The organism is Brevibacillus aydinogluensis, from assembly GCF_961514395.1.
Lineage (GTDB): Bacteria > Bacillota > Bacilli > Brevibacillales > Brevibacillaceae > Brevibacillus > Brevibacillus aydinogluensis.
This window is the reverse complement of sequence record NZ_OY569118.1, coordinates 1,389,782-1,403,615: the sequence shown is the minus strand read 5'-3', so window position 1 is coordinate 1,403,615 and position 13,834 is coordinate 1,389,782. Positions and strand designations below refer to the sequence as shown.

At 56.6% G+C, this 13,834-nt stretch carries 9 protein-coding genes, 2 pseudogenes and 2 riboswitches; all 11 genes and pseudogenes read right to left on the bottom strand.

All coding sequences use genetic code 11. The features are described 5' to 3' along the window. Positions 1-123: 123 nt before the first annotated feature. The 11 genes and pseudogenes from glpK to carA all read right to left on the bottom strand — a co-directional run bounded on the left by glpK (position 124) and on the right by carA (position 13,821). A pseudogene (gene glpK / locus Q7F15_RS06870) lies at positions 124-1,616 on the bottom strand (glycerol kinase GlpK). 63 nt (positions 1,617-1,679) lie between these two features. Further along, the gene (locus Q7F15_RS06865) at positions 1,680-2,387 is read right to left on the bottom strand and encodes an MIP/aquaporin family protein (protein ID WP_171564318.1); all 708 of its coding nucleotides are present in this window, start codon (positions 2,385-2,387) and stop codon (positions 1,680-1,682) included. Between the two features lie 230 nt (positions 2,388-2,617). Beyond that, a complete protein-coding gene (locus Q7F15_RS06860; RefSeq protein ID WP_171564319.1) occupies positions 2,618-3,166 on the bottom strand; it encodes a glycerol-3-phosphate responsive antiterminator in 549 nt (182 codons plus the stop codon). A gap of 89 nt (positions 3,167-3,255) precedes the next feature. Continuing rightward, positions 3,256-4,581: a homoserine dehydrogenase gene (locus Q7F15_RS06855; protein WP_304415291.1), complete on the bottom strand. Its 1,326-nt coding sequence runs from the start codon at positions 4,579-4,581 to the stop codon at positions 3,256-3,258. Between the two features lie 55 nt (positions 4,582-4,636). Continuing rightward, positions 4,637-4,746, bottom strand: a riboswitch (SAM riboswitch). Between the two features lie 85 nt (positions 4,747-4,831). After that, a riboswitch (SAM riboswitch) is annotated at positions 4,832-4,939 on the bottom strand. A 269-nt stretch (positions 4,940-5,208) separates the two neighbouring features. After that, positions 5,209-5,619, bottom strand: a complete 411-nt coding sequence (locus tag Q7F15_RS06850; protein ID WP_304415290.1) for an ankyrin repeat domain-containing protein — start codon at positions 5,617-5,619, stop codon at positions 5,209-5,211. Positions 5,620-5,994: 375 nt separating this feature from the next. Then, a pseudogene (locus tag Q7F15_RS06845) lies at positions 5,995-6,691 on the bottom strand (reverse transcriptase domain-containing protein); the annotation flags it as partial. Positions 6,692-7,124: 433 nt separating this feature from the next. Beyond that, positions 7,125-7,694: a DUF3221 domain-containing protein gene (locus Q7F15_RS06840; protein WP_304415289.1), complete on the bottom strand. Its 570-nt coding sequence runs from the start codon at positions 7,692-7,694 to the stop codon at positions 7,125-7,127. 208 nt (positions 7,695-7,902) lie between these two features. Beyond that, positions 7,903-8,538, bottom strand: a complete 636-nt coding sequence (gene pyrE / locus Q7F15_RS06835; RefSeq protein ID WP_304415288.1) for an orotate phosphoribosyltransferase — start codon at positions 8,536-8,538, stop codon at positions 7,903-7,905. Positions 8,539-8,563: 25 nt separating this feature from the next. Next, a complete protein-coding gene (pyrF, locus tag Q7F15_RS06830; RefSeq protein WP_304415287.1) occupies positions 8,564-9,301 on the bottom strand; it encodes an orotidine-5'-phosphate decarboxylase in 738 nt (245 codons plus the stop codon). A 226-nt stretch (positions 9,302-9,527) separates the two neighbouring features. Next, positions 9,528-12,740: a carbamoyl-phosphate synthase large subunit gene (carB, locus tag Q7F15_RS06825; RefSeq protein ID WP_304415286.1), complete on the bottom strand. Its 3,213-nt coding sequence runs from the start codon at positions 12,738-12,740 to the stop codon at positions 9,528-9,530. Next, positions 12,724-13,821 carry a glutamine-hydrolyzing carbamoyl-phosphate synthase small subunit gene (carA, locus tag Q7F15_RS06820; RefSeq protein ID WP_230077152.1) on the bottom strand — a complete coding sequence of 366 codons (1,098 nt, stop codon included), beginning with the start codon at positions 13,819-13,821 and terminating at the stop codon, positions 12,724-12,726. Before carA ends, carB begins: the two co-directional genes overlap by 17 nt. Between the last annotated feature and the right edge of the window lie 13 nt (positions 13,822-13,834).

Here is a 13,834-nt window from a genome sequence, read left to right as displayed (position 1 = left end):
AGTCCGGAAAAAACACAAACGACCACCAATCCCTCCTTGCCTGCAAAGAAGGATCAGTGGTCGACTCCGTATCTCAGACCATCCGTATGAACTTATCGCGTACAGTATACCACATGCGGCCGATTATTTGAAGGCCATCGCAGCCCGCACGGCTTTTTTCCAGCCGTCGTACAGTTCGTTGCGCTTCTCCTCGCTCATCTTCACGTCAAAGACGCCGTCGACGTGCCAGTTGGCGGCAATCTCCTGCCTGTCTTTCCAGAAGCCTACCGCCAACCCGGCCAGATAGGCTGCTCCCAGAGCGGTCGTCTCGTTTACCTGCGGACGTTCCACCGGCACGCCCAATACGTCGCTTTGGAACTGCATCAGGAAGTCGTTTTTCACCGCGCCGCCGTCCACGCGCAGCTTTTTCAAATTGATGCCGGAGTCGGCCTCCATTGCGGTGAGCACGTCTTTCGTCTGGTAGGCCAGCGATTCCAGCGTGGCACGGATGAAGTGCTCCTTGCTGGTCCCCCGCGTCAGGCCGAAGACGGCGCCGCGCACGTCGCTGTCCCAGTACGGCGTGCCCAGGCCGACGAACGCCGGCACCACGTAGACACCCTCGGTCGATTCCACTCGGCTGGCGTACGCTTCGCTGTCCGCCGCTGATTTCAGCATGCGCAGGCCGTCGCGCAGCCACTGGATGGCGGAACCGGCGACAAAAATGCTTCCTTCCAGCGCATATTCCACTTTGCCGTCGATCCCCCAGGCAATCGTGGTCAGCAGGCCGTGTTCGGAACGCACCGGTCTCTCCCCGGTGTTCATCAGCATGAAGCAGCCGGTGCCGTAGGTGTTTTTCGCCATGCCTTCCTCAAAGCATGCCTGGCCGAACAGGGCTGCCTGCTGATCACCCGCCGCGCCGGAGATGGGCGCCTCCACGCCGAAAAAGAGATCTTTGTCGGTATGCGCGTAGATTTCCGAGCTGGAGCGCACTTCAGGCAGCATCGCTTTCGGCACGGTGAGGTGCGCCAGCAGTTCGTCGTCCCAGCGCAGGTCGTAAATGTTGTACATCAGCGTGCGGGACGCATTGGTGTAGTCAGTCACATGCGCCTTGCCGCCAGAGAGCTTCCAGATCAGCCAGGAATCGATGGTGCCAAACAAGAGATCGCCGCGTTCTGCCTTGGCGCGTGCCCCTTCCACGTTGTCAAGGATCCACTTGACCTTGGTGCCGGAGAAGTAGGCGTCGATCAACAGGCCGGTCCGTTCGCGGAACAGGTCGTTCAGCCCTTTCGCCTTCAACTCTTCGCAAATATCGGCCGTCTGGCGGGACTGCCAGACGATCGCGTTGTAGACCGGCAGACCGGTGTGTCTGTCCCAGACGACAGTCGTCTCCCGCTGGTTGGTAATGCCGATCGCGGCCACTTCCTGGGCGCTGATGTTGTGGTTGGCCAGCACTTCGCCGATCACGCCGACGACGGACGACCAGATCTCCATGGCATCGTGCTCCACCCAGCCCGGCCGGGGAAAATCTGCGTAAACTCCCTCTGGGCTACTCCCACCATGTGTCCTTCCCGGTTGAACAAAATGGCACGGGAACTGGTCGTGCCCTGGTCAATGGCCAAAACATACATCTTTTCCATCCGTCACATATCCTCCTTTATCGTTTCCCGATCATCTCTGCCTCAATCAGCTTGGGCCGACCGCTATCCGAACAAGGCCTTGAAGACGAGCGCTCCCGCCGTCCCGCCGACGATCGGCCCCACGACCGGAATCCAGGCGTAGCCCCAGTCAGATGTGCCTTTGCCCGGGATCGGCAGAACAAAGTGGGCGAGACGAGGCCCCAGATCGCGCGCCGGATTGATCGCGTAGCCGGTGGTCCCGCCGAGCGACATGCCGATGGCGACGATAAAAAATCCGACGATCAGCGGATTGAGCCCTTCGGTAAACGTGTTGCTGCCGATAGCCAGCAGGCCAAACACGAGGAAAAACGTGCCCAGTCCTTCGCTGAGAATATTCGCAAATGTGTGTCGAATCGCCGGAGCTGTGCAGAATACTGCCAGCTTGGCCGCCGGGTCAGCAGTTTCTCTCCAGTGCGGCAGGTAGTACAGGTAGACAAAGATTGCTCCCAAAAACGCCCCGGCCATCTGGGCCAAAATGTACCCGGGCACGAGCTCCCAGGCAAACGAGCCAATTGACGCAAACGCAATGGTAATGGCCGGATTAAAATGGCCGCCGCTGATGGCCCCGACCGCGTATACGGCAAAGGCGACAGCAAACCCCCAGCCCAGGGTAATCACGATCCACCCGCTGTCTTTTGCCTTTGACTTGTTCAGCACGACTCCCGCCACGACGCCGTCCCCGAGAATCACCAGCATCATGGTCCCGATCAGTTCCGCCCAATACGCCGACATCTTGTTCCTCCATTCTCTTTTTTTAATATTTATGACGAGTCTGGACTGGTTTTCCCTCTTTTGCTGTTCACCTCCACTGGAAGAAAACAGAAAATCCACCTATTTATCCACGGTTTAAGTCCACAGGAACTTAAACACAGGGAATATATAGGTGGATCTCCTGATCTCATCCGACATATGAACTTCTGTAATCAATCTTATGCGGTCGTGAAAGCGTTGTCAATCATTTTTTACAGCTGTTTCCACAAGTTTCGATCGGAGGTGGTGACGGCGATGGCTCCTGCCGCCAGAGCGCTCTCGATCTCCTCCCGGGTGCGGATAAACCCGCCTACGATGATCGGAATTTGAATCTGTTCGCGAATTTCCGTAATAATGTGCGGCATGACCCCCGGAAGGACTTCGACGAAATCGGGTTTTGTCTGCTCAAGGATTTTGTAGCTCGTCTCCAGCGCGCCGGAGTCCAGCAGAAACAGGCGCTGCACCGTGACCAAGCCCTTCTTTTTGGCGGTCGTGATCACCTGCGAACGGGTGGAAATGACGCCGGCCGGCTTGATCTCCTGACAAAGAAACAGTGCGCCGTGCTCGTCGTTTTTCAATCCCTGCACCAGATCGGCATGCAGCCACAGCTTTTTTCCGTGCCGGCGTGCCAGGTCGGCGATGCTTTTCAGTTGGCAGATATGGCTCTCCAGCAAAATGATCGTCTCGTACCGGCTTTCCAGGACGCGTTCAAATTCTTTCATTTGGCGAATGGCCGGCAAGATGGTTTGCGAACCCAGCATGACTTGTCCTCATCCCCTTGAAGAAGAAGTGCTCCGCTTTTATCATGCCAAAAAATCCCGGCGAATGCGATGGGGAGTTGGATGCTAGTTTACAGCCCCGCACTCCCGCCGTCAGCATCTTGATCATCGGCCGCCTCCAGCACGGGGTACAGCCGCGCTTCGAGGCCGAAATCCCGTTCCAAAAGCCCAACGTGCTCCTCCTGCAGTCCGGCAGCGAGCAGGCCCACACGCAGGACGCTGCCCGAATCGTACTGGACGGTCATCCTGCGAACGGAGACACCCGCCCGTTCGAGAAACAGCAGTACCTGCTCCGGCGTCACGCCAGCCGCTGTCCCTGCCAGGCAGCAGAAGTCGAGGCCGGATGAGAGGCGGCTGGACGGGACCGCCTCCGGCCGTTCACGCCAAGCGGGATGAGGCGCAAACGGTTGGGTCAGCAAGTAGGCCAGATCTTCCACAACCGCGCTGGCAGTCGGCAATTCGCCCGCCCCTTTGCCGGTGAACAAAAGGTCGCCGACGAGACTGCCTTCCACCTGTACGGCATTGTATGCATCCTGGATGCGCGCCAGCGGATGCTCCAGCGGCACCAGCGTCGGCCGCACGGACAGGTGCAGGCCGCCGTTTCCCTGGTGGGCTTGCGCCAGCAGTTTGATCCGATACCCCAGTTCCTTCGCCAGCCGGATGTGGCTCTGCGAGACTTCAACAATCCCCTGCCGCTCAATGGCTGACAGGGGCAGCGACTCCCCGAACACGAGCTGTGCCAGAATGTACAGCTTGTACAAGGCGTCCCAGCCTTCCACGTCGGAGCTCGGGTCTGCCTCCGCATACCCCAGTTCCTGTGCCCGCTTCAACACATCGTCGTAGGGAAGCTGGGCCTCCTCCATCTGCGACAGGATAAAGTTGGTCGTCCCGTTGAGGATGCCGCACACCTTTGTAATATCGTTGGTTCTGAGGAATTGACGGAGCACCCCAAGGATGGGAATTCCCCCCGCGACGCTGGCTTCATAGGCGAGATGGACGCCGTGCCGGTTGGCCAGTTCCACCAGCTCCGCGCCGCGTTTGGCCAGCAGCTCCTTGTTGGCCGTCACCACATGACAGCCCTTCTCGATCAGCGACCGTACGTAGTCGTAGGTCGGTTCCACGCCGCCCATCACTTCCACGACGATGTCTACGTCGCTTTCCAGAACGTCGGCAAACCGTGTCGTCAACAGCGATGGCTCCACCTGCACGGCCCGCTGCTTCCGCGAGTCGCGCACCAGCGCCTTGACGATTTCGATGCGCTTGCCCAACCGGGCCGACAGCTTCTCCTGCTGCGAACGGATCGTCTTGACCACCCCGCCGCCTACCGTTCCCAATCCCAATAAGCCTACTTTTACCACACTCATGTTTTTCCACCCCGTTTTTTGTTTGTACAACATGAAAAAGCCTTCTTCGGATTCGAAGAAGGCTGGTGTGCATTGTGCTCGAGCCTTCTTCTCATCTCTCAAGACACGCGTGTCTTGCAGGAATTGGCACCTGGTCACGCACCGCGTGACGGTTGCCGGGCTTCATCGGGCCAGTCCCTCCACCTCTCTGGATAAGAAGAAGTCCTATGAAATTTTGAAACAGAAAAATAAAAAAACCTTCTCCGACAAGAAGAAGGTCTGCGTCCATATCAATCAAACCCGCTTCTTATCTGTCAAGACATCTGTCTTGCAGGAATTGGCACCTGGTCACGCACCGCGTGACGGTTGCCGGGCTTCATTGGGCCAGTCCCTCCGCCGCTCTGGATAAGAACAGTGTTTAACTCTTGGGTATCATTGTAAAGAATCACAGGTTGTTCGTCAACAAAAATCTGGCAGACCGGCATTTCGCCCGTCGTAAGCCGCTGCAAGTTGACATACATACGAAAAAGGATGGAGTCGTCAGATCGGCCATCCTTTTTCTTGACCAGCAAGGCACCCGAACCCATCGAAAACCGGGTATTTGATTTGTTTCACTTCATCAGTTTCTGCATGAACTCTTATATCAGGGATTTGCAACTGATTTTGACATTAATTCTGATTTTACTCCCTTGCACCATGTTGAATTAAGAGATCAACTAGATCTTTGTTATTGTATCCTTTCGCTAATTCTAAAGGTGAATCATCGTAAAAATCTTTAATGTTAGGGTCTGCATTTACACTTAGTAAGTACTTAGCGAGCTCAACGTTTTTTTCTCTTACAGCGATAAAAAGTGCAGTCCTTCCTTCTTCATCAGTTATATTTGGATCCATAGATTTATTAATAAATGACTTTACTTTCTCAATATCACCTTTAAGTACAGCATCAAAAAAATTGTTCGGATTAAACTCCTCATTATAAGTATAGTTATAAACGGGGCCACGATCAGATTGTACTGATATTGCAGCAACGATACTAATTCCTAACAGTAGGATAAAGATCCCCCACAGTATTAGACCTCTATATTTTTTCATTATATTGCCTCCTTATTATCATTACCCTAAATAAAACTTAAAAAAAGTATAGCATAACAGATTCTCAATTGAGTCACACACCACCGTACGTACCGTCCGGTTTACAGCGGTTCACCAAGCTTGATAATGTGTAAAGTATGAAACTCATCAGCCCTTGTTGTTGTCAGTAGGCAATGCCAAGGGTTTTGTGCATGTGCGGGTTTAATTGACCGTCACGCCCCTTTCAGGTGTTTGTAATTTCCAGAGCTCTGCTGTGAGAAAGACCAAGTAAACGAAGTTCGTGGTACCGCGTACGAACTCGTTTCAACTTGTCCACAGTCTTAGTCAGAAGCCTTTGGCGAATCCGTTCTTTCAACAGGATGATTGATTGGAGCGTAGACGTATCAGTGCTTCCTTTCCAGGAGTAAAGTTAAACCCGTAAAACTTGCGATTGCACGGGTCATCCACCGCACTTTTGAGTTGATTTACTTTGAATTTGAGAACCTAGTCAAGTATCGCTCCACGCTTGTTTTTACACGTTCACCCGTACGTTTGGACATATGTTGCAGTCGTCCGCATAGCGGCAGAAACGGTGTCCCCTTTTCTCCAACTTCTTGTCCAGATCGTCTAATAGAATGTTGGCCAACAGCGGACTTAAGGGACCACCTGGAGGTGTGCCCTCCTCCGTCGTCACGCCCCCCGTTGACCATCACTCCAGATTGAAGGTAGGCACGGATCAGTGTAAGGAGGCGCTTGTCCTTCACCTTTCGTGCTACACGGCTCATCAGAATGTCGTGGTTCACTCAATCGAAGAATTTCTCTAGGTCGATGTCAACCACGTACCGATAACCTTCATCAATAATTTGCTTCGCCTTACGTACCGTGTCGTAAGCACGACGTCCGGACGAAAGCCGAAACCACAGTTGGAGAAGTCGGGTTCAAAAATGGGAATCAATACTTGCAGGATGGCCTGCTGGATCAACCGCTCTGCCACGGTAAGGATGCATAACAACCACACTCCTCCGTCAGGCTTTGAGATTTCAACCTTGCGGACAGGTTACGGTTTATAGGTTCTTTCCTCGATCTGCGACCGATTGGTCGCTCAGTGCTCGTGAAGTTGGTTGCCAACAGTAGTAGGAGTATCATGCAGACCTCTCCGGGTAAGAGCGGTAACTTTCATCCCATGTACCTGCCCGCTATACTGCCGTATCCCTTGGCTGTATAGAGCTTTGTCTTGCTGTGCAGACTCGCCCGAATACAGTAACCTCCAATCGGATTCGTGTACCTCAGGGCGGGACTTTGCCGCCGGCTTCCTTCAGACAGATTCCGCCTCACGGTGGACACCCTTGCCTTGAGCTAACGGTTGGTACAGCCAACTCCTGTTCGGGACTTTCACCCTATAGCTACCGCCCATGCTGGGCGCACCGAAAAAGGATGGCGTCGTCAGATCGGCCATCCTTTTTCTTGACCAGCAAGGCACTGGCACCTATCGAGCCAACGGAAAAGGCGCTTTCCACAATACCGGGTTACTTGATTTGCTTTACTTCACCCGTTTCTGCATGAACACTTATCTCGTGCTTCTGTCCTGCATTGAAAGTAAAAACGCGAACGATCCATTCTGATTCGGTGCTCACTGCATCCTGTACAATGAATATATCAGCTTTGTCAGAAAGACTCTTTACAAAGTTTAGCGCCATTTGAATGGCTTTCTTTTGCAGCATGGGATAATGTGGATGTTGTACATCATCTGCAACGACAAGTTTGCTCAAATCCGTTTTCGCAGGATACGATTCCAATGAAGGGGAAGCCGCCCATGTTTCTACTTCCGCTCCGACCTCTATGTCTGTAAGCAAAACCTTGTTATTCTTGCGATCAAGCAGAATGGCATCGTCGTTTACGAAATACCATTCGGCGTCATAGTCGCCATCTCTTGCTGTTTTGTCACTTTCAGCAACCAGCAGTGCTTTTTTCTCATAGTTTGTCTCGATGACGTATCCTGTCAAACCTTTGCGTTCGTTTTTGGGTTTCTCATCCGAGCATCCTGCTGTGAGAAGCAGAAACGCAAACAAGGTTATGTACAGTAATGGTCTGTTCATGATCCCTCCATTACGTTCAAATGTAAAAGAGCATCCACGATTTTTACCCACCGGTTATGAAGTATTATAATGTAAAAAACATGAAAATCAATTACATTTTGGTAACGAACAAAACAAAAAACGCCCCGAAACAGGGCGTTGGTAAAGTACAGTCGATTGAGGTACAAAATTTTTTTATCCAATCCGTTTGGACATGCGTCATGACCGGTTACGCATAAAAGCTGCGAGGGGCTTTGCGCCAGTCGGCCAACAGGCTTTCCTGCTCTGCCGTGATGACGCCGCGCTCGCGTGCCGTCTCGAGCAGTGCAGTGTAGTGGGAAAGCGTCGCGACCGGGATGCCTTCCTCCCTAAAGAGGGCTTCCGCTTCTGGAAACTGGTAGCTGAAGATCGCTACCACGCCGAGCACGTCGCCTCCCTCCGCCTGGACGGCCTTTGCCGCTTTGAGCGAGCTGCCGCCGGTGGAGATCAGATCCTCGATGACCACCACTTTTTGACCTGCGGCCAGCACGCCTTCCAGTTGATTCTGCCGCCCGTGCCCCTTTGCCTTGTCGCGCACGTAGATCATCGGCAGGTCCAGCAGTTCTGCCACCCAGGCAGCGTGCGGGATGCCTGCCGTCGCCGTTCCGGCGATTACTTCCACCTGCGGAAAATGTTCGCGGATCACCTCGGCAAACGCCTGGGCAATCCGGCGGCGGACCGGCGGATGGGACATCGTGAGCCGGTTGTCGCAGTAGATCGGCGACCTGATGCCGGATGTCCAGGTATACGGCTGGTCCGGGCGCAGGTGAACGGCGCCGATCTCCAGCAGGTGTCCCGCTATTTCTTTGGCTGTCGTGGTATTCATCCTATCCTCTTCCCTTCGCGTACGTTTAGAGGCATGCCGCCTGAACGGCGTTAACGATCCGCTCCCAGGCGGCGGCAGGATCGGGCGAAGCCGTAACCGCCCGGCCGATTACGATGTAGTCGCTCCCCAACTGAAACGCCTGTTCCGGGGTCGTGATCCTAGTCTGGTCTCCCTTCTCCGCCCAGAGAGGCCGAATCCCCGGGGTGACGGTGAGGAAATCAGTACCGGCCGCCTGCTTGATCATCGGTACTTCCAATGGAGAGGCGACGACTCCGTCCAGCCCCGCCTGTTTGGCCAACTTCGCGTAATGGACGACGACATCTTCCACCGTGCCGGGAATCGCCAGCTCCTCGTTCATCGTCTGCTGTCCGGTCGAGGTGAGCATCGTAACGCCGATCAGCAGAGGACGGGGAGCACCGGCCGCGGTCCCCTGCTCCAGTCCTTCCCGGGCCGCCTCCATCATCGCCACGCCTCCCGCAGCGTGCACGTTGACCATGTCGACGCCGTGACGGCCCAGGCTTTTCATCGCCCCTTTGGCCGTGTTGGGAATGTCGTGCACCTTCAGGTCGAGAAACACCTTCAGTCCCTGCTCCTTCAGGTAGTGGACGATCGCCGGGCCTTCTGCATAGTACAGTTCCATACCCACCTTGACGTATCGAATCAGCCCGTCCAGCCGGGCCAGACATTGTGTGACGTCCTTTTTCGTGGAAAAGTCGAGCGCAACGATCATGCGCTCGCGTATATCGGTTGGTTGCAGCGGCACACCGCTCTCTCCCTTCCTAGTGGCGACACCGCCTCGAATTTGCTTCCCTGCGTAGCCACATCCAGGTCCCCGATAGGGGGCTTCCTAGTGGCGACACTTCGTCGCGTTTACTCCCCTGCGTAGCCACATCCGGGTCCCCGATAGGGGGCTTCCTAGTGGCGACACTTCGTCGCGTTTACTCCCCTGCGAATCCATAGCCGTAGATCCGCAGGGGACGCTCTGACTGTTATACCGGCACGGCGAGCTTGGCTCCCGTGCGCTGCGCCGGCATCGCTTCCGTAGAGAACGTGATCGTCTCCAGGACGTGCAGGAGCGCTTTTGCTGTGTCCAGGGACGTCAGGCAGACGGCACCGTTTTCCACGGCTTCGCGGCGGATGCGGAAACCGTCCCGCTGCGGTGTCTTGCCTTTGGTCAGGGTGTTTAACACAATATTCGCTTCCCCTTGATGGATCATGTCCAGCAGGTTGGGCGTGCCCTCGGACAGCTTGTTTACGCGGGTGACGGTCAATCCCGCTTTCTCCAGGTAATCCGCCGTTCCAGAGGTGGCCAGCAGTTTAAAGCCCAGGCGATGGAAGCGTTTCACGATCTCCAGCGCTTCTTCCTTGTCCTTGTCGGCGACGGTGACAAGCAGCGAACCATGTGTCGGGATGTTCATGCCGGCGGCCAGGAGCCCTTTGTACAGCGCTTTGGCCAGCGTCCGCTCGCGGCCCATCACTTCGCCGGTCGACTTCATTTCCGGACCCAGCGTGATGTCGACGCGGCGCAATTTGGCGAAGGAGAAGACCGGCACTTTCACGGAAACCATCTCGTCTTCCGGATGGCAGCCGGGCGTAAAGCCCTGCTCGACGATGGAGTGGCCGAGGATCGCCTTGGTCGCGATGTTCGCCATCGGGATGCCCGTCACTTTGGACAGGAACGGCACGGTCCGGGACGAACGCGGGTTTACCTCGATCACGTACGGACGGTTGTCGCAGATGACAAACTGAATGTTGATCAGCCCTTTGATCTGCAGGGCGCGGGCCAGCTTCGTCGTCATGTCGATCAGTTCTGCTTTGATTTCAGGCGAGAGCGACTGCGGCGGATACACTGCGATCGAGTCACCGGAGTGCACCCCTGCGCGCTCAATGTGTTCCATAATGCCCGGAATCAGCACGTTTTCCCCGTCGCAGATGGCGTCCACCTCCGCCTCCGTGCCGACCATGTAGCGGTCGACCAGCACCGGATGCTCCGGATTGACTTTCACTGCGTGTTCCATGTACTCCAAAAGTTCCGTCTTGTTGTAGACGATTTCCATCGCGCGGCCGCCCAGGACGTAGGATGGACGAACCAGTACCGGGAAGCCGAGGCTTTCAGCCGCCACCACCGCTTCTTCCACAGAGGTGACGGTTTTGCCCGGCGGTTGGGCGATGTCAAGGCTTCTGAGCAGCGCTTCAAACTTTTCGCGATTTTCCGCTGCGTCGATGTTCTCCAGGCTGGTGCCGAGGATGCGCACGCCGCGGGCGGCCAGTTTGTCCGCCAGGTTGATCGCAGTCTGTCCGCCAAACTGAACGATCACGCCCTCGGGCTGTTCCGCGTCGATGATGTTCATCACGTCTTCGATGTAGAGCGGCTCGAAGTACAGGCGGTCAGAGGTGTTGAAATCAGTGGAGACGGTCTCCGGGTTGTTGTTGATAATGATTGCTTCATACCCCGCCTCTTTCAGCGCCCAGACCGCGTGAACGGTGGCGTAGTCGAACTCGATGCCCTGGCCGATGCGGATCGGGCCGGAGCCAAGCACGACGACGCGCTTTTTGCCCGTCTCCACCCGCTCGTCTTCCTGCTCGTAGGTGGAGTAGTAGTACGGGGTCTGCGCTTCAAACTCGGCCGCGCAGGTATCCACCATCTTGAACACGGGCTTGAAGCCGTGCTCTTCCCGCAGAGCGCGGACTTCTGCTTCCGTTCGGCCGGTCAGTTCAGCGATTTTCCGGTCGGTAAAGCCCATCCGCTTCGCCTCGTAGAGCTTCTCCGGCGTCAGACCTGCCGCCAGTTCTTGTTCAAAAGCGACGATCCTGTGCAGCTTGTGCAGGAAGAAACGGTCGATGCTGGTCAGGTCGTGCAGCGTCTCGATGCTCCAGCCGCGGCGCAGTGCCTCTGCAAGCAGGAACAGGCGCTCGTCGTCAGCGGTGATCAGCCGGTCTTTCAGCTCCTCGTCGGCCAGCGCGGACGTGCCCTTGATCTCCAGGTGGTAGGTGCCGATCTCCAGGGAGCGGATCGCTTTCATAATCGACTCTTCAAACGTGCGGCCAATTGCCATCACTTCCCCGGTCGCCTTCATCTGCGTGCCCAGCTTACGGTTGGCCGACTGGAACTTGTCAAACGGCCAGCGCGGGATTTTGCTCACCACGTAGTCGATCGTCGGCTCGAAGCAGGCGTAGGTTTGGCCGGTGACCGGGTTCTTCAGTTCGTCCAGCGTGTAGCCGATGGCGATTTTGGCAGCCATCTTGGCAATCGGGTAGCCCGTCGCCTTGGAGGCCAGCGCGGAGGAGCGGCTGACGCGAGGGTTTACCTCGATCACGTAGTAGCGAAAGCTGTGCGGGTCGAGCGCGAACTGCACGTTGCAGCCGCCTTCGATGCCCAGCGCGCGAATGATTTTCAGCGCGGAGGAGCGGAGCATCTGATACTCGCGGTCGGATAGCGTCTGGCTCGGCGCCACGACGATGGAGTCGCCGGTGTGCACCCCGACCGGATCGATGTTTTCCATGTTGCAGACGACGATGCAGTTGTCGTTTGCGTCGCGCATTACCTCGTACTCGATCTCCTTCATCCCGGCGATGCTCTTCTCGATCAGACACTGCGAGATGGGAGAGTATTTCAGACCGCTCGCCACGATTTCCCGCAAGCTCTCCTCGTCTTCGCAGATGCCGCCGCCGGTGCCGCCCAGCGTGTAGGCCGGACGGACGATGATCGGGTAGCCGATTTCGCTGGCGAACCGCACCGCTTCATCCACGGTGCTGACGATCGTCGACTCGGGCACCGGCTCGCCCAGCTCGTTCATCAGGGCGCGGAACTGCTCCCGGTCTTCCGCCTGCTTGATCGCGTCCAGGTTGGTGCCGAGCAGCTTCACGTTTTCTTCTGCCAGCACACCCGATTCTGCCAGTGCCACCGCCATGTTGAGCCCGGTTTGGCCGCCCAGGGTAGGCAGCAGGCCGTCCGGTTTTTCCTTGCGGATGACGCGGGTGACAAATTCCGGCGTGAGCGGTTCGATGTACACGTTGTCCGCCATGTTGGTGTCGGTCATGATCGTGGCCGGGTTGGAGTTGATCAGCACCACTTCCAGCCCTTCTTCCTTCAGCGCCTGGCAGGCCTGTGTGCCTGCGTAGTCAAACTCCGCCGCCTGTCCAATGACGATGGGACCGGAGCCGATCACCAGGATTTTTTTCAGGTCAGCGAGCTTTGGCATGTGCCCTCTCCTCCTTCGCGGTGTCCATGATTTCGAGAAACTGGTCAAACAGGTAGCCGGTGTCGTAAGGACCTGGGGCCGCTTCCGGGTGGTACTGTACGGAGAAAGCCCGTTTCTCCAGATTGCGCAGACCTTCCACCGTGCCGTCGTTCAGTGCAACGTGCGTAATCTCCAGGCCGGTGCCCGGAATCGACTCCGCTTTCACCGCGTAGCTGTGGTTCTGCGACGTGATGTAGGTGCGGCCTGTCGCGAGCTCCTTGACCGGATGGTTGCCGCCGCGGTGGCCAAACTTCATCTTCACCGTGTCCGCTCCAGATGCCAGGGCAAACAACTGGTGGCCCAGACAGATGCCAAACAGCGGATACTCGCCCAAAATCTCGCGGATTGTCTCGATCGCCTGCGGCACGTCTTTCGGATCGCCGGGGCCATTGGACAGGAGGATGCCGTCCGGATGCAGTCGGCGAATCTCGGCTGCGGTCACGTTGTGGGGAACGACGACCACATCGCAGTTGCGCTTGGTCAGCTCGCGCAAAATACCATGCTTGGCGCCGAAGTCGACCAGCACCACGCGATGGCCCGTTCCCGGACAGCTAAACACGCTCTTGGTGGAGACACGAGCCACCTGATCGTTCATCAGGGGAGCGCGGCGGAGCGAGTCGAGCAGCTCGGACAGGGGAGCCTCGCTGGTCGTGATCATCCCTTTCATCGTACCGTGATAGCGAATCTTGCGGGTCAGCATCCGCGTGTCGACGCCGGCGATGCCCGGGATGTCGTACGCTTTCAGCAGTTCGTCCAGCGTCCCGGCGCTGCGCCAGTTGCTCGGCGTGTCACAGTGCTCGCGGACGACGAATCCGTGGATGTACGGGCGCACCGCCTCAAAATCGTCCCGATTGATCCCGTAGTTGCCGATCAGCGGGTAGGTCATGGTGACAATCTGGCCGCAGTAGGAAGGATCGGACAGCACTTCCTGATAACCGGTCAACCCGGTGTTGAATACCACTTCCCCCACGCTCTCCGTCGTCGCCCCAAAAGCGGTGCCGACACACTCCGTTCCGTCTTCCAAGATCAGTCTCGCTCGCATCTTCGCTTCCTCC

What these genes read in the sequence shown, in the direction of transcription:
- Q7F15_RS06865 (WP_171564318.1), bottom strand. Translation starts at nt 2,387, where the DNA reads ATGTCGGCGTATTGGGCGGAACTGATCGGGACCATGATGCTGGTGATT.
- Q7F15_RS06860 (WP_171564319.1), bottom strand. Translation starts at nt 3,166, where the DNA reads ATGCTGGGTTCGCAAACCATCTTGCCGGCCATTCGCCAAATGAAAGAA.
- Q7F15_RS06855 (WP_304415291.1), bottom strand. Translation starts at nt 4,581, where the DNA reads ATGTTGTACAAACAAAAAACGGGGTGGAAAAACATGAGTGTGGTAAAA.
- Q7F15_RS06850 (WP_304415290.1), bottom strand. Translation starts at nt 5,619, where the DNA reads ATGAAAAAATATAGAGGTCTAATACTGTGGGGGATCTTTATCCTACTG.
- Q7F15_RS06840 (WP_304415289.1), bottom strand. Translation starts at nt 7,694, where the DNA reads ATGAACAGACCATTACTGTACATAACCTTGTTTGCGTTTCTGCTTCTC.
- pyrE (WP_304415288.1), bottom strand. Translation starts at nt 8,538, where the DNA reads ATGAATACCACGACAGCCAAAGAAATAGCGGGACACCTGCTGGAGATC.
- carB (WP_304415286.1), bottom strand. Translation starts at nt 12,740, where the DNA reads ATGCCAAAGCTCGCTGACCTGAAAAAAATCCTGGTGATCGGCTCCGGT.
- carA (WP_230077152.1), bottom strand. Translation starts at nt 13,821, where the DNA reads ATGCGAGCGAGACTGATCTTGGAAGACGGAACGGAGTGTGTCGGCACC.